This window comes from Embleya sp. NPDC050154, from assembly GCF_044460165.1.
Lineage (GTDB): Bacteria > Actinomycetota > Actinomycetes > Streptomycetales > Streptomycetaceae > Embleya.
This window is the reverse complement of sequence record NZ_JBITJP010000015.1, coordinates 151,525-169,916: the sequence shown is the minus strand read 5'-3', so window position 1 is coordinate 169,916 and position 18,392 is coordinate 151,525. Positions and strand designations below refer to the sequence as shown.

The 18,392-nt window shown below is 73.6% G+C and carries 15 protein-coding genes and 1 pseudogene; 6 read left to right on the top strand and 10 right to left on the bottom strand.

Going from position 1 to position 18,392, the window contains the following annotated elements:
* The first annotated feature begins 123 nt into the window (after positions 1–123).
* Positions 124–867, top strand: a complete 744-nt coding sequence (locus ACIBSV_RS29440) for an SDR family NAD(P)-dependent oxidoreductase (RefSeq protein WP_395868245.1) — start codon at positions 124–126, stop codon at positions 865–867.
* A gap of 92 nt (positions 868–959) precedes the next feature.
* Here ACIBSV_RS29440 and ACIBSV_RS29435 read toward each other — a convergent pair whose 3' ends face one another.
* Together ACIBSV_RS29435 and ACIBSV_RS29430 are read right to left on the bottom strand one after the other, a co-directional pair.
* Entirely contained in the window at positions 960–1,484 is a 525-nt protein-coding gene (locus tag ACIBSV_RS29435) for an HD domain-containing protein (RefSeq protein ID WP_395868243.1), read from the bottom strand.
* A gap of 22 nt (positions 1,485–1,506) precedes the next feature.
* Entirely contained in the window at positions 1,507–2,307 is an 801-nt protein-coding gene (locus tag ACIBSV_RS29430) for a L,D-transpeptidase family protein (RefSeq protein WP_395868241.1), read from the bottom strand.
* Between the two features lie 259 nt (positions 2,308–2,566).
* Between ACIBSV_RS29430 and ACIBSV_RS29425 the strand changes: the two genes are divergently transcribed.
* Entirely contained in the window at positions 2,567–3,496 is a 930-nt protein-coding gene (locus ACIBSV_RS29425) for a Gfo/Idh/MocA family oxidoreductase (protein ID WP_395868239.1), read from the top strand.
* A gap of 45 nt (positions 3,497–3,541) precedes the next feature.
* Here the strand turns inward: ACIBSV_RS29425 and map are convergent, their stop codons facing one another.
* Positions 3,542–4,309 carry a type I methionyl aminopeptidase gene (gene map, locus ACIBSV_RS29420; protein ID WP_395868237.1) on the bottom strand — a complete coding sequence of 256 codons (768 nt, stop codon included), beginning with the start codon at positions 4,307–4,309 and terminating at the stop codon, positions 3,542–3,544.
* A 47-nt stretch (positions 4,310–4,356) separates the two neighbouring features.
* Between map and ACIBSV_RS29415 the strand changes: the two genes are divergently transcribed.
* Positions 4,357–4,623, top strand: coding sequence for a helix-turn-helix domain-containing protein (locus ACIBSV_RS29415; protein WP_395868235.1), 267 nt, complete (start codon positions 4,357–4,359; stop codon positions 4,621–4,623).
* A 123-nt stretch (positions 4,624–4,746) separates the two neighbouring features.
* Here ACIBSV_RS29415 and ACIBSV_RS29410 read toward each other — a convergent pair whose 3' ends face one another.
* A complete protein-coding gene (locus tag ACIBSV_RS29410; protein ID WP_395868234.1) occupies positions 4,747–5,493 on the bottom strand; it encodes a TetR/AcrR family transcriptional regulator in 747 nt (248 codons plus the stop codon).
* Positions 5,494–5,530: 37 nt separating this feature from the next.
* Entirely contained in the window at positions 5,531–7,105 is a 1,575-nt protein-coding gene (locus ACIBSV_RS29405) for an MFS transporter (protein ID WP_395868232.1), read from the bottom strand.
* A gap of 206 nt (positions 7,106–7,311) precedes the next feature.
* Here ACIBSV_RS29405 and ACIBSV_RS29400 point away from each other — a divergent pair, with 206 nt between their 5' ends.
* Positions 7,312–8,175: a phosphotransferase family protein gene (locus ACIBSV_RS29400; RefSeq protein WP_395868231.1), complete on the top strand. Its 864-nt coding sequence runs from the start codon at positions 7,312–7,314 to the stop codon at positions 8,173–8,175.
* Positions 8,176–8,256: 81 nt separating this feature from the next.
* On the opposite strand, the gene ACIBSV_RS29395 is transcribed toward ACIBSV_RS29400, so the two are convergent.
* Positions 8,257–9,870 carry an MFS transporter gene (locus ACIBSV_RS29395; protein ID WP_395868229.1) on the bottom strand — a complete coding sequence of 538 codons (1,614 nt, stop codon included), beginning with the start codon at positions 9,868–9,870 and terminating at the stop codon, positions 8,257–8,259.
* A 210-nt stretch (positions 9,871–10,080) separates the two neighbouring features.
* On the opposite strand from ACIBSV_RS29395, the gene ACIBSV_RS29390 reads away from it, so the two are divergent.
* A complete protein-coding gene (locus tag ACIBSV_RS29390) occupies positions 10,081–10,755 on the top strand; it encodes a TetR/AcrR family transcriptional regulator (RefSeq protein ID WP_395868227.1) in 675 nt (224 codons plus the stop codon).
* On the opposite strand, the gene ACIBSV_RS29385 is transcribed toward ACIBSV_RS29390, so the two are convergent.
* Positions 10,752–14,051, bottom strand: coding sequence for an ATP-binding protein (locus ACIBSV_RS29385; protein ID WP_395868437.1), 3,300 nt, complete (start codon positions 14,049–14,051; stop codon positions 10,752–10,754). The genes ACIBSV_RS29390 and ACIBSV_RS29385 overlap by 4 nt on opposite strands.
* A pseudogene (locus ACIBSV_RS29380) lies at positions 14,028–14,783 on the bottom strand (BTAD domain-containing putative transcriptional regulator); the annotation flags it as partial. The gene ACIBSV_RS29385 and the pseudogene ACIBSV_RS29380, both read right to left, overlap by 24 nt.
* A gap of 258 nt (positions 14,784–15,041) precedes the next feature.
* Here ACIBSV_RS29380 and ACIBSV_RS29375 point away from each other — a divergent pair.
* A complete protein-coding gene (locus ACIBSV_RS29375) occupies positions 15,042–15,917 on the top strand; it encodes an alpha/beta fold hydrolase (protein ID WP_395868226.1) in 876 nt (291 codons plus the stop codon).
* Positions 15,918–15,971: 54 nt separating this feature from the next.
* Here the strand turns inward: ACIBSV_RS29375 and ACIBSV_RS29370 are convergent, their stop codons facing one another.
* Entirely contained in the window at positions 15,972–16,634 is a 663-nt protein-coding gene (locus ACIBSV_RS29370; protein ID WP_395868224.1) for an HAD family hydrolase, read from the bottom strand.
* A gap of 63 nt (positions 16,635–16,697) precedes the next feature.
* Positions 16,698–18,320 carry an acyl-CoA dehydrogenase family protein gene (locus ACIBSV_RS29365; RefSeq protein WP_395868222.1) on the bottom strand — a complete coding sequence of 541 codons (1,623 nt, stop codon included), beginning with the start codon at positions 18,318–18,320 and terminating at the stop codon, positions 16,698–16,700.
* Between the last annotated feature and the right edge of the window lie 72 nt (positions 18,321–18,392).

Genomic DNA, 18,392 nt, shown 5'->3' with positions numbered 1-18,392 from the left:
CCGCATCCGCCGCCGTTCGGGCGGATGCGCTCGCGTTAACGTTCACCGTCACGGAGGCAAGGCTATTGAGTCCGGTGGATCGTGCGGAACGGGCCGGCGGGCGGGATCCGGCAGACTGTGCGGGTGAGTGGAACCGTTTTGGTCCTCGGGGGCCGTAGTGAGATCGGGTTGGCGGTCGCCGAGCGGCTGGCCGCGCGTGGGGCGCGGACCATCGTGCTGGCGGCGCGTCGCAGCTACGACCTCGACGAGGAGGAGGCGCTGCTGCGCAAGGCCGGCGCGCCGCATGTGGATCGGGTCGAGTTCGACGCCGACGACCTGGCCGGGCACCGCCCGATGCTGGACGAGGTGATCGCCCGGCACGGCCCGCTCGACGTCGTGGTCACCGCGTTCGGCATCCTCGGCGATCAGCGCCGGGCCGAGTCGGACGCGGCACACGCGGTCGCCGTCGTGCACACCGACTACACGGCGCACGTGAGCATCCTCACCCACCTGGCCACGGTGCTGCGCGCGCAGGGACACGGTCGGTTGATCGTGTTCTCGTCGGTGGCGGGTGTGCGGGTGCGGCGGGCGAACTACGTGTACGGCTCGGCCAAGGCCGGCCTGGACGGTTTCGCGAGCGGCCTGGCCGACGCGCTCGCGGGGAGCGGGGTGCGGCTGCTGCTGGTCCGGCCCGGCTTCGTGGTGGGACGGATGACCGAGGGCATGTCGCCGGCGCCGCTGTCCAGCACACCGGATCAGGTGGCCGACGCGACGGTCCGGGCGCTGCTGCGCGGGAAGGGCGAGGTGTGGGTGCCGGCGGCGCTGCGGCCGGTGTTCGCCGGAATGCGGGTGTTGCCTCGGCGGGTGTGGCGCAGGTTGCCGCGCTGAGTCTTCCGGTGCGAGACGGGCGGGGGTGGGCCGGCCGATCGCGACGACCGTACTGGTCGTACTGGTCGTCATGACCGTGCCGGTCGTGCCGGTCAGAGCAGCAGCGTGTCGGTGTCTATCGAGGTCAGGAAGTCGTCGAGGACCTGGAAGATTTCCCACTCGGGGCGGCCGGAAGCGGTCGCGAGCAGCGCGACCAGGCCCTGTTCCAGGGCCTCGACGCGCTTGCCCTTCCATGCCTTGTCGGCCAGGCTCACGAGCAGTTCGTCCGGATCGTCGGGATTCCATGCCGCGTGGGTGCGGGCGAAGCGGGCCCGGGCGGGCGGGACGCCCTGGGCGGTCAGCAGGTCGTAGCCCGCCTGTTCGTGGCACGAACCGGGCCCGGCCAACTCCTCCGGATGCAGGGTCTTGCCGATGTCGTGGGTGGCGGCGCCGAACAGCACCGCGTCGCGGTCGAAGGCCAGTTCCGGGCAGGTCGCCGCGACCCAGTCGCACAGCCGGTACGCGACGTCGTGCACGATGCGCAGGTGTTCGACCAGGCGTGGGCAGGGGGTGAGTTGATCCAGGAGAGTGGCCACTTCGGCGGGCAGCGGACGGAGCTTGGCGGAGGTCACCCGCACAGCGTAGGAGTCCGCCGAGGCATCAGGAAGCGGGCCCGCCCAGGGTCAGCGTCCACGCGTCGCCCATCAGCACGACCGGGTGCGCCGCCGGATCCAGTGTGCGCAACAACTCCACGACCCCTTCGGCGGGCAGCGTCACACAGCCGTGGGTCGGGCCACCGTGGTCGATGTGCAGCCAGATTCCGCCGCCGAACGCGTCGCCGCGCGGGCGCTCCGGGTCCAGCGGAGAGGTGCCGCGCACCCGGTTGTAGTCGATCGCGATCACGTGGTCGAACGTGCCCGCCAGGGGTTCTCCGGCGAAGCCCGTGCCGTCGATGGCGAAGTCGTCGGATCGGTCGTACGACAGCCTGGTGCCGGGGTCGGGCTCCAGCCCGCCCGCGTCGGTGAGCGTGTACACGCCGATCGGCGAGCGCAGGTCGTCCACGTGGTGGTCGGGCGTCCAGCCGAGCCGGCCATTGTGCGCCGGCCACGTCCCCCGGGGTTGCCAGCCGTTCGGTTCGCGGGTCCAGAACGAGGCGGCGGCCGAGTCGCTGTCCCGGCTCTCGCCGACGACCAGCAACAACTGGGTGGTCTCGACCGGGATTTCGGCCGCCCAGCGGGGCCCGACACCGGGCGGGACGGCGATCGGCGGCGTGGGTGGCTCCGGGAACGGAACACCGGCCGGACCCGGGTCCGCTCCGCCGGCCGCGCCCACGCCGATGCCCGCCGCCGCGTTCGCGTGCAATTGTGCTCCGGCGGCGGCCGCGGCTCGGGCGGCGGGCCCGGCGAGCAGGGTGAGGGCGACCGGTGCGGCACGGAACAGCGAGCGTCGGGAGATCGTCATTCGTCCACGACTACCCGCTCTCCGGGAACCACTCGTGCAGGGTGGGCGGTGTGTCCACGGGCATCACCCGGTCGGCCGTGTCGGGTGTCACTCGTCCGTGGACGTGAGGTGACGTACGGCCGCGCCGATCGGGCCGGTGAACCGCGACCGTGCCGAACGGGCCCGCGTGCCGTCGGGTCGGCGGAGCCGGTTCGGGTGGGCGTGGTCTGATGGGCCTGGTCGGCTGGGTGGGTCGGGGTTCGGTGGTGGAAGGGGAAGTATGCGGGTCGGGGTGTTGGGAGTCGGGCGGATCGGGGCGTTTCATGCCCGGGCGTTGGGTGGGATCGAGGCGGTCGAGCGGGTCGTGGTCGCGGACGCGGACCACGCGCGGGCCGAGGCGTTCGCCGCGCAGGCCGGGGTCGAGGCGGCGGGGCTGGACAAGGTGTACGGCTTGGTCGACGCGGTCGTGATCGCGGCGCCGACGGCGGTGCACGTGGAGTTGTTGCGACGGGCCGCCGACGCCGGGTTGCCGATCCTGTGCGAGAAGCCGATCGCGCTCGACCCGGGGATCGCGGGTGATGCCGTCGGGTATGTGGAGGCGCGTGGCGCCGGGTTGCAGGTGGGCTTCCAGCGTCGGTTCGATCCGATGTACGTCGCGGCGCGCGAGGCGGTGCGCGCGGGCACGCTCGGTACGGTGACCCGAGTGCACGCGGTGAGTGTGGACCGCCGGCCGCCGCCGCCCGAGTTCGTGCCCACCTCGGGCGGGATCTACCGGGACACGCACATCCACGACTTCGACATCGTGCCGTGGGTCACCGGCGTGCCGATCGTCGAGGTGACCGCGATCGGCGCGAACCGGGGCGCGGCGGTGTTCGGCGAGAACGACGACGTCGACGTCTCGGCGGTGCTCTTCCGCCTCGCCGACGGCACCCTGGGCACCGCGCACGCGGGCCGCGACCACGAGCCGGGCTACGACGTGCGCCTGGAAGTGGCCGGCACGGACGGTACGCACGCGTGCGGCGGAGTCACCGAGGGCGACTTCCTCACCCGATTCGGCGACGCGTACCGCGCCGAACTCGCCGCCTTCGTGTCGATGGCCGCCGGCCGAACCCCGAGCCCCTGCCCCGGCCCGGCCGCCCTCGCCGCCCAGGCCGTCGCCGAAGCCTGCGTCGTCTCCCGCCGCGAGGGCCGCACCGTGCGCGTCGGGTAGCGGCTGCCGCGGGCCGCGCTCGTGGCTCGCCGCTGCCGCGGGAGGTCAGGGGAGGGTCAGGATCTCCGGGCCGGAATCGGTGATGGCGATGGTGTGTTCGATGTGGGCGGCTCGGCTGCCGTCGACGCTGTGGATGGTCCAGCCGTCCTCGGCGGTGAAGCAGCGGTCCTTGCCCCCGGCGATGAGCATCGGTTCCAGGGCCAGGGCCAGACCCGGGCGCAGGAGCATGCCCCGGCCCGGGCGGCCTTCGTTGCGCACGTGCGGGTCCTCGTGCATCGTGCGGCCGATGCCGTGGCCGCCCAAGTCCTGCGGCATGCCGTAGCCGGCCTCGCGGGCGACCGCGCCGATCGCGGCTGAGATGTCGCCGAGCCGACCGCCCGGGACGGCCGCCGCGATGCCCGCCTCCAGTGCGCGGCGGGTCGTCGCGATCAGTTCGAGGTCGCTCGGGCGCGGCGTGCCGACTGTGAAGGTGATCGCGGCGTCGCCGGTCCAGCCGCGCAGGGTCGCGCCGAAGTCGACGCTCAGCAGGTCGCCGTCGCGCAGCCGGTAGTCCGTCGGGATGCCGTGGACCACGACGTCGTTGACCGACGCGCAGATCACGCCAGGGAACGGCACCGGCGCGGACCAGGGTTTGTAGCCCAGGAACGGGGACGTGGCCCCGGCCTCGCGCAGCACCGCGTGTGCGACCTCGTCCAACTCCTTGAGCGACACGCCGATGGCGGCGGCCTTGCGGGTCGCCTCCAGGGCATTCGCCACGACACGGCCGGCCTCGCGCATCGCGGCGATTTCGGCTCGGGTTTTGATCTCGACCACGAGGTCCCTCCTCGACCAATTCTTATACCGGTATTAGTATCATGGTCATGGTCCGAACCCCACTGACCCCACTGGAGCGCGAGCGCGGCCTGCATCTGGGCGCGTTGTTGCGCGGTGCGCGCGGAGAGCGCAGCATCGGCCACGTCGCCATCGCGGCGGGTCTGTCGCCGGAAACGCTGCGCAAGATCGAGACCGGCCGCGCGCCCACACCGGCGTTCTTCACGATCGCCGCGCTCGCCCTGGAACTGGGCCTGTCCCTGGACGAGGTCGCGACCGCGTGCGCGATCCCGGATCCGGACGTGCTCTCGGCTTAGGTTCCGCCCGAGGCCCTGCCCCGTGCACGGGCCGGTCGCGTCCGCGGCTCGTCCCTGCCCACGGCCCGTCCCGTCCAGGCCCGGTCCCGCCCCGGGCCTCGGCGCCGTCCGGCGGGCTCGGGCTCAGCCGGTCGGTTCGCCCGCCCGGTCCACCGGTGTGCCCGGTCGGTGGATCAGTGCCTGGATGCTCGCGATCAGCAGGTCCACCGTGAAGGCGAACTGTTCGTCGATCGAATCCACCGGGACCGACGCGGCGATCCGGCCCGTGGTGGGCAGTTCGGCGCTCGCGGCCGGGCCCGGGGGCAACCACGCGGCGGGGGCGGCGTCCCAGGTCTCGGGGTCGAGGTCGGCGGGCGGAGCGTCGTGCCAGGCGTCGTTGAGCCGCACGAACGCCGCGACCCGCAGCACCAGTTCGCGGAAGATCCGGTTCGCGGTGACCAGGTCCAGGCCGATCGCGACCAGGAAGGTCAGGATCGCCTCGTTGTTGCGCAGTGTGCGTGGGTGGATTGCGGCGGTCAGGTTCTCGTCCACCGCGATGGTCACCGCGCGCGGGTGTCGGCGATACCACGCGCGCATCCCCGCGCACAGCTCGCGCACGCTCTCGGCCGGGCGGGCCGGGTCCAGTTCGGGTACCAGCCAGTCCGACTGCCAGGCCAGCGCGGCCAGTTCGAGTACGGCCCGGCGGTCCGTCGCGTAGTTGTACAGCGCGCGCGGCGACACGCCCAGGTGCGCGGCGAGCGAGCGCATGGTCAGTTCCGCCCCGCCGTCGCGCGCGACCAACTCCAGCGCGGCTCGGCCGATGCCCTCACGGGTCAGGGTCGGTCGACCGCCGCGATGGGTGGGGCGCTTGCGGGTGGGGCCGGTGGACATGACGCCCAGGATAGGCCGGGCCGATCGGCGACCCGCGTCACGCCGGGGCATCCCGGGGGACCAGGTCGCGTTGGCGGACCAGGATCAGTGCGACGGCGGCGGTGGCCAGGGCGAGCGCCGCGACGCCGTACATCACCACCGAGGCGCCCGCCGCGTACGCGTGCTCGATCGCCGCGGTCACCGCCTCGCCGCCCCGGGCCGGCGTCAGATCCCGGACCCGGTCCGCGTCGCCGTTCCGCGCGGCGGCCACGATCCGTTCGCGGACCGCGTCCGGGACCCCGGCCTGCGCGCCGACCACCGCGTCGAACCGGGCGGCGAACGGCACGCCCAGCACCGCGATCCCCACCGCCGCGCCGATCGGGAACAGCCCGTTCGCCGTTCCGGACGCCATGCCGGCCCGCTCGGCCGGCACCGTGTTCACCGCGATCGACATCACCGGACTCGACGCGAGGCCGCTGCCCACGCCCCACACCAGCAGTCCCGGCAGGAAGTCCGGCCAGGACGCGTCGGGGGAGAAGCTCAGGCCCATCAGCAACGCGCCCAGCGCGAGCGTGGCGAAGCCCGCCGCGATGATGTGCGCGGCGGCGAGCCGGCTTTGCAGACGCCCGGCGACCAGGCCCAGGCACAACTGCGGGATGAAGATCGGCAGCAGGAGCAGGCCGGAGGACAGCGGGCTCAGGCCCAGCGCGCCCTGGAAGTAGAGCAGGAAGTACACCGACGAGCCGACCGTCACGAACCGGGACAGGAACGAGATGGACAGCGCGCCGACGAAGGTCGGGATGCGGAACAGGGCCAGGTCCAGCATCGGCGCGGGCACGCGCCGCTCGATCGTTACGAAGGCGGTCGACAGCAGTGCGGCCGCCGCGAATCCACCCACCGTCAGCGGGTGGGTCCAGCCCTGTTCGGCGCCGCGGGTGACGGTCAGGTTGAGCAGGCCCCACATGGCCACCAGGGTCGCCGCGCCCACCCAGTCGATGCGACCGGCCGACGGTGCGGGCCGGTCCCGGGGCAGCCGGGTCGCGGCGAGCGCGAACGCGCCGATCCCGATCGGGACGTTGACCAGGAACATCCACCGCCAGTTCGCCACGTCCACCAGCACGCCGCCGAGCAGCGGGGCCACCGCCGCACAGGCGCCGAGTGTGGAACCCCAGGTGGCGATGGCCATGTTGCGTCGCTGCCCCTGGTACGCGTTTGCGATCAGCGGCAGGCCGGTGGCCAGGAGCATCGCCGCGCCGATGCCCTGGACGCCGCGAAAGGCGTCCAGGACCAGGACGTTCGGGGCCAGCCCGCAGGCGAGCGAGGACAGCGTGAACAGCGCGATGCCGGTCAGGAAGACCGGACGCCGGCCGATCCGGTCGGACACGCTGCCGGCGGTCTGGAGGAACGCGCCGAAGGTGAGCGAGTAGGCGACGATCACCCACTGGAGGCCGGCCAGCGACCCGTTCAGGTCGTCCTGGATCCGGGGCAGGCCCACCGACACCATCGTGATGTCCACGACCAGCAGCACCGAGGCCACGGTGACCAGGAACAGCACCACGCGCGAGCCGTCGGCGGCCCCCGTCGGGTCGGTCGGATCCGTTGTACTCGCGGTATCTGTGCGTGCGTCGGCCACGCCGCCACCCCCGGGAATCGAAACGAAGTAAGGCTTGCCTAAGTCATCCTGGCAAGTGCGTGTGCTTAAAGTCAACGTGTGTGAAATTCAAGCTCGGCGGTCGGCCTGGCAGGCTTGTCCGCGGATCGCCGCGCGCGGCGGGTCGGGGTCGCGATGCGGGGCTCGGCCGGACGCGCGGCCGACCCCGACGAACAGGAGCCCCGCCCGTGCCCGTGCCCATGCCGAACGCCGAGACCCTCGTCTGGGTGCGCGAACTCGTCGGCGACGTCCCGATCGAGCCCATGGGCGAAGGCGCCAACCGGCTGTACGGCGTCGGCGACCTGGTTCTGCGGGTCTTCCACAATGCGGAGCGATTGACCGCGGACCCGTGGTACCGACCGGAGCAGGAGGCTCGGGTGCTGCGATTGCTCGCCGATACCCCGGTCCCCGCACCGGAGTTGATCGCGGCCCGACTCGAGGGCCCGGCTCCGGCGCTGCTGACCACGCGCGTTCCCGGCGCACCGGAGCCGCCCGCCGACCCGGCCGTACTGCTCCGGCACGCCGCCGAGTTGCTGGCGACCATCCACGCGGTGGACCCGGGCGACGCGGGTTCGGCGGAGTACGCGCCCTACTACGACCCGGCGGTCGACGGCGCGCGGACCGTGCCGACCTGGACCACCCGCCCGCACGTGTGGCGGCGCATGCTCGACGCGCTGGCCGAGGAACCCCCGTACGCAGCAACGGGTTTCATCCACCGCGACTTCCACGCCCAGCAACTCCTCTGGGTGGGCGAGCGGATCGGCGGCGTCGTGGACTGGACCACCGGCTGCGTCGGTCCGCGCGGCATCGACCTGGCCCGGATCCGGCTCAACCTGGCGCTGAGCCACGGGGTGGCCGTCGCCGAGGAGTTCCTGCCCGCGTACGCCGAGGCGTCCGGTCGGACCGACGACCACCACCCCTACTGGGATCTGCTCGACGCGGGCGACGCGCTGCTGGACTGGCCGGAGCCCAAGACCCGCGAGGAACTCGTCGAGTGGCAGCGCTTCGAGGCCTGGGTCGGCCGCGCGGTACGGACCCTGCCCAGGGGCTGAGGCGGTCCGAGACCGCGGACCCGGGACAGCCGAAGGGCGGCCGACGCGAGGTCGACCGCGCTTGTCCGGTGTGCCGCCGACTCAGCCCACCGACTCCTTCTCCCGCTCCGGCGTGTCGACACCCGCGTCCGTCACGTCCGCGCGCGCGGCCTGGGTGCGGGCCCGGTTCGGCAGGATCAGACCGACCAGGACGGTGCCCGCGGCGAGCACGATGCCGCCGACCAGGCTGGTGTGCGCGACCGCCTGTGTGAACGCGTGGTCGGCGGCCTGGACCAGCGCCTGTGCCTGCTGCGGACCCGCGACGCGGCCGACCTGCTCGGCCGCGGCGAGCGCGCCGCCGATCGAGTCCGTGGCCACGTCCATCGCGGCCGGGGGCAGCTTGCCGTCGACGGCCTCGGTCAGCTCCGACTCGTACGAGGTGGCCAGCACCGAGCCCAGGATCGCGATGCCCAGCGCGCCGCCCAGTTCCACCGCGGTGTCGTTGACGCCGCCGCCCGCGCCCAGTTCGTTCTCCGGGAACGAGCCCATGATCGCCTCCGTGCAGGGCGACACGCTCAGGCCGATCGCGACGCCGAGCAGCAGCAGCGGGGCGAGGAAGTCGCCGTAGCCCGAGCCGTCCGAGACGCGCGTCATCAGCAGTACGCCGACCGTGCCCAGCGCCATGCCGGTGGTCACCGTCACGCGCATGCCCAGCCGAGGGGTGAGTTGTCCGGTGGCGATCGCGCCCAGGCACACCGCGCCGGCCAGCGGGAGCAGTCGCACACCGGTCTCCAGCGGGGTGTACCCGAGCACGAACTGGAGGTGCTGGGTGAGGAAGTAGATCGCGCCGAAGGTGCCCAGGAAGAACAGCAGGACGGCGAGCATCGAGCCGGAGAACACCCGCTCGCCGAACTTGCGCAGGTCGAAGATCGGGCGCGGGTGCCGCAGTTCCCAGGCGATGAACGCGCCCAGACCGAGCACGAAGACGACCAGCGCGGTCACCGGGCCGGTGCCCCAGCCGAAGTGCGGGCCCTCGATGATCGCGTACACCAGCGAGCCCAGCGTCGCGATCGAGAGCGCGCCGCCGACCAGGTCGAGTCGGCCGTAGTCGTGCGCCTTCGACGGCGGGACCACGAACAGGGCGGCGACCACGGCGATCAGCGCGACCGGCACGTTGATCAGGAATGTGGAGCCCCACGCGTGGCTCTCCAGCAGCCAACCCGCGAGCAGCGGGCCGAGTGCGATGGCCAGACCCGAGGTCGCGGTCCACGCGGTGATCGCCTTGGCCCGCTCGCCGCGCGGGAAGGAGGCGACCAGCAGGGACAACGTCGCGGGCATGATCACCGCGGCGCCCAGGCCCATCACCGCGCGGGCGATGATCACGCCCGAGGTCGAGTGCACCAGGGAACCGCCGACCGAGCCCGCGGCGAAGATCACCAGGCCGGTGATCAGCGCGCCGCGCCGGCTGTACTTGTCGCCGATCGCGCCCAGGATCAGCATCAACGCCGCGTACGGCACGGTGTAGGCGTCGATCACCCATTGCAGGTCGCGCCCGGACAGGCCCAGGTCGCGGGTCATGTCGGGAGCGGCCACGATCAGCGACGTGTTGGCCATGACGATGATCAGCAGGCTCAGGCACAGCACGCCCAGGGCCCACCAGCGGCGTGAGTACGGCCGTTCCATCCGGTCGACCGGCGTGGTGGCGAATACGGACATCGGAACGCCTTTCGGAGCAGGCGGCCGGCGCAGCCGCGGTATTTGCACAACGATGTGCAACTTAGTTGATTGCACAGTGCTGTGCAAATATGAAGGAACGAGTCGGGGTGAATCCGACGATTCGCCGCCACACCGCTTCGGTGTGTCGCGTCGCTGCCGTTGAGTGCGGATTTCTGGCAGGCTCCAGGTCACCCCAGAGAGGAACGCGCGATGCAGACGAAACCGGGAGCCGAGCCGGCTCCGGCCGGAGCCGGCCACGAGGAGGCCGGGTCCGCCGCACCGCCGCGTCGGCGCAACGCGCAGTCCAACCGGGAGCGCATCCTCGCGGTGGCCAGGACCGAACTGATCCGTGACGCGGACGCGTCGATGGACGACATCGCGCGGGCTGCGGGCGTGGTGCGGCGCACGGTGTACGGGCACTTCCCCAGCCGCGAGGCACTGGTCGCGGGGCTGGCCGAGGAGGCCCGCCGGGACATCCTGGGCGCGGTCGAGGACGCGACGCGGAGCGAGGACTCGCCGGATCAGGCGCTGGCCCGGTTCGCCCTTGCCGCGTGGCGCGGCGGCGATCGATACCGGCTGCTGATCAGCTTCGCCCAACGCAATCTGGGCGACGGCGGGATTCCGGCGATGCTGGCTCCGGTACGGGAACGCTCGATCGCGCTGATCACCGCCGGACAGCGGGCGGGCGTGTTCGCCGACCACCTGCCCGCGCCGGTGCTGGCGCTCGCGCTGGAGGGCATGTGTGTCGCGCTGCTCCAGGGGGTCAACGAGGACATGCGGGTGACGGCGGCGGACCAGGCGGTGGCCTCGCTGGTGGCGCTGGGCGTGCCGGCCGAGCGGGCGATCGACGTGGTCGCGCGGGTCGTGGCGTCGGACAGGGCCTAGGGCTCGGGGTCTGCCCGGGTTGCGGGACCGATCCGGTCGTCGCCGGATTCGGTCAGGGCGGCCCGGATCGCGGTGATCCAGTGTGGTGCCGCGACGTGGTGGGCCAGGTCCAGCGCCCGTCGGTAGTGTTCGCGGGCCTCGGCGGGGCGGCCGGTCGCGGCGCACAGGTCGCCCAGGTGTCGGGCGACGGGTCCCAGGGTGAGCAACCCACTGCCCGCGCCCGCCAGTTCGGCCGCCGCGGGCAGCAGTGCGGCGTGGATCAGGGCCATCGCGGGCCGATCGTCGAGCGCGACGGCGGCCCGGGCGGCCAGGCACAGACGGGCCTCCAGGAGCAGGTCGCGCGGTGATTCGGGGAGCCGCCGGAATGCCTCGGCCGCCGCGTCCCGGCGCCCGGCCGCGAGCAGTTCGAGGGGGCGGATCCACGGCGTGTCCGGGCCGGGCGCGACCTCCGGTGTCGGCTCGACCGGGCGATCGGCCTGGACTCGCAGGCAGGCGAGCGTGAACGGCAGGAAGCCGTCCGCCATTCCGTGCATTCCGGTCCCCGGCAGCCGGGCCGCGAGCTTCCGGTACGCGGCCGCCGCCCCCGGGCGGTTCGCGACGGTCAGCCGCAGCGCGGCGTAGCCGTCGGTGAACACGGACACCAAGGGGAGCTCGTAGCGCTCGGCGATGTGGTCGACCGACGCGGCGTGCCGGTCGGCGGCGGCGAAGTCGGCCCGGGCGGTGTGTGCCTGGAGCAGGATCAGATGGGCGAGCACCTCGAACGCCGGCAGTTGCCGACGGTGTGCGAGGTCGAGCAACTCGGCACCGATCGCCGCGCGTTGGGCCGCGAGGCCGGCCCGTTCGAAGGTGTGCAGGAAGCGGCCGTCCAGCGCGAAGGCGAGCAGGGCCGGGTCGTCGACGCGGCGCGCGATCGCCTCCGCCTCGCGGGCCGCGTCCCGACCCCGGTCGCCGGTGGCGCCGCGCAGCTCCAGGGCGAGCGTGCTCAGCAGCCGGCCGCGTGCCTCGTCCGCGTCGGGAGGCAGTGCGGCCAGGGTGCGTTCGGTGGCCACGACGATACGGCGGGCCGATTCCGGATCGTCGGTGCGGGGCCAGATCGCCGGCACGTCGAAGGCGCCGATCACCCGTGCGGTCCGCGGCGCGTCCCCCAATTCCTCGGCGGCGGCGACGGCTTGGTCCCGATGCCGGCGGGCCGCGCCCAACTCGCCCGCGAAAGCCAGCGCCCGGACCAGGCCCATCACCGCGTCCAGTCGGGCCCGGAGGCGGTCGGCGGTGGAACCGGCCTCGGCCGAGGCGTGATCCCACGCGTCGACCGCCGCGCGCCACCACCGGGCCGCCTCGTGCGGAGCGAACCGCCGTTCGGCCCGTTCGGCGGCGGCCCGGGCGTAGTACGCGGTGCGTTCGGCCGGCACCCGGCCCTCGGCCCGAACGAAATGGTGGGCGAGCGCGTCGACATCCTCGGGGCGCAGGCGTTCCAGGGCGTGTGCGGCGGCGGCGTGCCGGCGGGCGCGGCGGGCGCGCGGCAGGTCGGCGTACAGCGTGTCGCGAACCAGGGCGTGCGCGAAACGCACCCGGTCCGGGCCCGCGTCGAGCAGGAAACCGGCCGGCAGCGCGAACTCGACCGCGTCCAGCGTGGCCTCCTCGTCGCCGGTCAGTGCGATCAACAGGTCCAGGTCGACGTCCAGGCCGAGCACGGCGGCGTGCCGGAGCACCGCGCGGGACGCCTCGGGCAGACCGGCCAGCCGATGCCGGATCACGTCCCGCACGCCCACCGGGACGTCCGCGAGCGCGTCGGCGGGCGCGTCGGAGTCGGCGAGCAGCCGGGCAAGTTCGCGGACGAAGAACGGATTGCCCGCGGTGCGCCGGTGGATCGCGCGCGCGGTCGGGTCGTCCACATCCCGACCGGCGGCGGCCCGGACCAGCTCGCGAACGTGCGGTTCGGGCAGCCCGGCCAGTTCGACCCGGATCGGCTCGGCGCGCGCGATCCGGCCGAGGGCGTGCGCGAGTGCGGTGGAGACCTCGGTGTCCCGGTAGGTGCCCAGCACCAGCACCGGGCGGTCGAGGGGGTGTGCGGTCAGCGCGGTGAGCGCGGCGAGGGTCTGCTCGCCGGCCCAGTGCAGGTCGTCGAGAACCAGCAGGAGCGGCCCGTGCGCGGCGACCTCGGACAGGTGCGCCACCAGCGCCAGGTAGCGGTGGAACCGGGCGGCGGCCGGATCGGTGGGCGACCGATCCGAATCGGGGTCGGCGGCGCGCGGGTCGAACGGGCGGCCGGTTTCGGCGCGCGACGGGTGGGGCGGGTGACCGGCCTCGGTGTGCGACGGGCCGAACGGGTGGCCGGCCTCGGCGAGTTCGGTGCCGATCTCGATCCACGGCCAGGCGGCGGGCGCGTCGGCGTACTCCGCGCTCCGCCCCCACGCCGTGGTCCAGCCGCGCTCGGCCAGGTGCCGGGTCAGCGCCTGGGCCAGCGCGGTCTTGCCCGCGCCGGCCTCACCGGAGATCAGCGCCGGCCGGAGCCGGCGGCGCGCCGCGACGGATTCGGCGGTCGCGGCGAGCCGGTGCAGCTCGGCGCCCCGACCCACGAAGAGCGCGTCGGGCGACGGCGCGCCCGTGATGGCCGGAGGCGCGGGTACGGGTGCGGGTACGCCGGCGCGGGCGGGACGGCCGTTCGGGTCGGGGGCAGGACGTGCGTCCCGGACCGTCGCCGCGCCTGCGGGCGGTGTGGTGCGCGGCTTCCGGTCGCCGGTGGGACACGGGGGCGACGAGGGCGGCGTGACGCGCGGTGGCGGGCCGTGCGGCTGCGCCGGCGGGTTGCCGGGGGTGGGTTCGTCGGGCGAGTGCGCGGGCGGTGCCGGGGTCCCGGTGGTGTACGAACGCGGCCGGTCATTGCCGGGATTGTGCTCGTCGGGTGAGTGCGCGGGCGGTGTCGGGTGTGGTGCCGGACTCTCGGCGGGGTGCGGGCGCGGCGGGTTGCCGATGGTGGGTTCGTCGGGCGAGTGCGCGGGCGGTGCCGGGGTCTCGATCGGGTGCGGGTGTGGTTGGTCGGCCGAGGTGCGTTGGTCGGGCGAGTGCGCGGGTGGTGCGGGGCTCTCGGTGGCGTGGGAGTGCGGCGGGTTGCCGATGGTGGGGTCGTGGGGTGGGTGCGCGGGTGGTGCCGGGGTCTCGATCGGGTGCGGGTGTGGTTGGTCGGCCGAGGTGTGTTCGGCGGGTGGGTGTGTCGGTGGTGTCGGGTGTGTCGGCCGTGCGGCTCGGCTGTACGGGAGGCGGGTCGTGCGGTTCAGGTGTGGTGCCTGGCGGAGGATGTCGGTTTCCAGTCGGCGCAGGTCGGGGCTCACGGTCAGGCCCAGTTCGGTGGCGAGTGCCCGGCGGGTTCGGCGAAGCAGTGCGAGGGCGTCGGTCCGGCGGCCGGTGCGGTACAGCGCCAGCGCGAGCAGGGCCCAGGCATCCTCGCGCCACGGGTGTTCCCGGACATGCGCCTCCAGGTCCGGCACCGTCTCGGCGGCCCGGTTCAGGGCGAGCGCGGCGCGGGCCCGCCGTTCCACCGCGAGCAGGCGCAGCTCGTCGAGTCGGGCCACCTCGCCCAGCGCCCAGGGCTGTTCGGCGAACTCCGCGTAGGCGGGTCCGCGCCACAGTGCCAGCGCCGCGGTGATCCCGGTGAGCGCGGGGTGCGGCCGGTCGGCGTCGAGCAGGTGTCCGCATTCCTGTACGGCCGCCTCGAATCGCCACGCGTCCACCGCGTCGGGGGCGGGCCGCAGCGCGTAGCCGGGGCCGGCGGTGACCAGCAGGCCGGCGGGTGCGCGCGGGGCCCGGTCGGGCTCGACGGCCCGGCGCAGCGCGGAGACGAAGGTGCGGATGGTGGCCACGGCGCTCGCCGGCGGGTCCGTCCACAGGTCGTCGACGAGCCGGTCGACCGGCACGACCCGGCCGCGGGCGATCAGCAGCCGGGCCAGTACGGCGCGGTGTCGGGGGCCCTTGAGGTCGACCGGTGCGTGCGCGTCCTCGGCGGTCACCGGGCCGAGTACGACGAAGCGCATCGACGACGTCACGCCACACCCTTCTCCGGTCCCGCCCGATCCCGGCCAACCTATCCCGGAGCCGGCGAACACCCTGCTCGGCGCGGGTGCCAGGCGCGTCGCGGACGCCGGATCGGGGTCGGGTCCGATGCCGCCGGCGGCGGTCGCGCCGATGTCGCTCATCGGGTGCTCATCGATCGCTGATCCGCGGGCCGCAGGCTGGAGCAGTTCGAGATCCGCCGTGCCGACCCGGTCGGCACGCCCACCGAAGGAAGACCGATGACCCTCAGGATTCCCGATTTCGACTACCGCCGGGTCGCCGTCGACGACGGCGTCGCGCTCAACGTCGCCGTGGGCGGGTCGGGCCGCCCGGTCGTGCTGTTGCACGGCTTTCCGCAGACCCATCTGATGTGGCGGCATGTCGCGGCGGACCTGGCCGCCGACCACACGGTCATCTGTCCGGACCTGCGCGGCTACGGCGACAGCGACAAGCCGGTGGACCGGGACGGGCTGACCTACGCCAAGCGCACGATGGCCGCGGACGTGGTGACGCTCGCCCGCGCCCTGGGCCACGAGCGGTTCGCGCTGGCCGGCCACGATCGAGGTGCGCTGGTCGCGTTCCGGACCGGGCTCGACCACCCGGGCGCGGTCCGCCGATTGGCGTCGTTGGACGTACTGCCGACCCTGGACATGTGGGACGTCCTGCACGGCACCTCGGCCGCCGTCGGCTTCCACCTTTATCTGATGGCGCAGCCGGTCGGGCTCCCGGAGCAGTTGATCGCCGGCAGCCCGGACGCCTTCTTCGGCCACTTCCTGGACCTGTGGAGCAACGATCCGGCGGCGATTCCGGCCGACGTCCGGGCCGCCTACCTGCGGGCCTCGCGGGAGGCGATCCCCTCGATCGTGGCCGACTACCGCGCGTCGGCGCTGATCGACGTCGAACACGACGAGGCGGATCGGCGGGCGGGGAATCGGCTGCGGATGCCGGTGGCCGTACTCCAGCAGGACTGGGGTGCCGCGTTGGGCTTCGACGCGGCGGCGCGCTGGCGGGCGTGGGCGCCGGACCTGCGGCACACCACGATGTCGTGCGGACACTTCATGGCCGAGGAGGCGCCCGCACAGGTGGCCGGCACCCTGCGCGAGCTCTTTCGCTGAGCGACCCCGGCCCCAACCCCCGAACGGGGACGCGGCTCCGAATCGACGTACGGATCAGCCCAGGTCGGTAATCAGGGCGGGCAGGTCGCGCATGGACTTGAACACGGTGGTGCCCGGACCCTCCAGGAGGTGCGGCGCGATCAGGTCCGTCGTGTAGGCGAAGGCGCGCATCCCGGCCGCGCGGGCGGCGAGCAGGCCGTTGACGCTGTCCTCGACCACGACGCAGTGCTCGGGGGCCACTCCCATGCGGCGGGCGGCGTGCAGGAAAACGTCGGGTGCGGGCTTGCCGTGGGCGACCTCGGTGGCGCTGAAGATGCGGCCGGCGAACCGCTCGTACAGCCCGGTGCGGCCCAGGGTGTGCGCCATCTTGTCGTGGCCGCCGCTGGACGCCACGCACGTGGCGAGACCGAGTTCGGCGAGGGTGTCCACGGCGTACTCGATGCCCTCGACCGGGCTCAGCGCGGCGTCGACCTCGACCCGGTGCCGGCTCTCGAAGCCGCGTGTCCACTCGGCGGCGGTGTCCGCTCCGACGCGCTCGGCGATCTGCTCGGCGATCGCCGCCGAGGAGCGGCCGACGAAGCGCTCGACCACCTCGGCCGGGGTGAGCGGCCAGCCGTGCTCGGCGCCGAGCGCCACGTGTACGCGGATCGCGATCGGCTCGCTGTCCACCAGGACGCCGTCACAGTCGAAGATCACGAGTCGAACGGAGTTGATCATGACCGGAGCCTAGAACGGCGCCTCCTCCGTGCGGAGCGGGGGGCCGGAGCCCCGGGGCGGCACCTACACCTCCCGCACCCGAGACAACAACGCGCCCGTGTCGGTGCCCGCCGGGAGGGTGCCGAACGCGTGGCCGCCCTCGCGGGCCAGGCGGGTGGCGCAGAACGCGTCGGCAGCCGGGCTCGCCGCGCGCACCAGTAGCGCGCCCTGGAGCACCACCGCCATCGATTCGACGATCCGCCGGGCCCGGAACTGCGCCTCGTTCGGGTCGGCCAGTTCCTTGCGCAGCGCCGCCACCGCCTCGTCCAGTCGGTGATCCGCGCCGGCGGCCGAGTCGATCTCGGCGAAGAAGGCGTCCACGCACGCCGGTTCGCGGGCCATCGCACGCAACGCGTCGAGCGCGGCGACGTTGCCCGAGCCCTCCCAGATCGACACCAGCGGCGCCTCGCGGTACAGCCGGGGCAGCCCCGACTCCTCCACGTAGCCGTTGCCGCCCAGACATTCCAGCGCCTCGGCCGCGTGCGCCGGGCCGCGCTTGCACACCCAGTACTTCGACACGGCGACCGCGATCCGGCGAAACGCCGCCTCGCCCGCGTCCCCGCGCAGCGCCCGATCGCCGGCGCCGGCCAGCCGCAGCGCCACCGTGGTCGCGGCCTCGGACTCGATCACCAGGTCGGCCAGTACGTTGCGCATCAGCGGCTGATCGATCAGCGCCGCGCCGAACGCCCGTCGGTGCGCCGCGTGATGCGCGGCCCTGACCGCGCCGACCCGCATCCCGCACGCGGCCCCGATCACGCAGTCGAGCCGGGTGGCGTTGACCATCGTGACGATGGTTCGCACGCCCTGGCCCTCGGCGCCGATCAGGCGGGCGTACGCGCCCTCGTACTCGATCTCCGCCGACGCGTTGGAGCGGTTGCCGAGCTTGTCCTTGAGGCGCATCAGGTGGAACGTGTTGCGGCTGCCGTCCGGCAACACGCGCGGGACCAGGAAGCAGGAGAGTCCGCCCGGGGCCTGGGCCAGGGTCAGGAACAGGTCGGACATCGGCGCGGAGGTGAACCACTTGTGCCCGGTCAGCCGGTAGGAGCCGTCCGCCGAGGGCACCGCGCGCGTGGTGTTGGTGCGTACGTCCGAGCCGCCCTGCTTCTCGGTCATCGACATGCCCGCGATCAGTCCGAGCTTGCCGGCCGGCTCGCGCAGTCCGAAGTCGTAGCGGCGCGAGGCCAGCAACGGCTCGTAGAGTTCGGCCAGTTCCGGCTGCACGCGGAGCGCCGGCACCGAGGCGTAGGTCATCGAGATCGGGCACATGTGGCCCGCCTCGACCTGGCTCCACGCGTACAGCTTCGCCGCGCGCGCGACGTGCGCGCCCGGGCGGTCCTCGCGCCACGGGCTCGCGTGCAGGCCGTGCTCCACCGCGACGGTCATCAGCTCGTGCCACGCCGGGTGGAACTCGACCTCGTCGATCCGGTGCCCGTGGCGGTCGTGGCTGCGCAGGATCGGCTCGTGCTCGTTGGCCAGCCGGCCCCACTCCTGGGCCGGTTCCTCCCACGCGCGCAGCCCGAGTCCACGGACCTCGGCCTCGGCCCAGCCGGCGCCCTCACGATGCAGCGCCTCGTACAGCGCGGGATCGGCGGCGGTGTCCCGCGCGGTCGGAGCCGGGACCTGGTTGGTGACCTCGTGCGTCGACATGTCCAGCAGTCAAGCAGCGCTACGCGTCGGTAACAAGACCGGACGCGCACTGCTCGGCACGTGTCGCGCGCG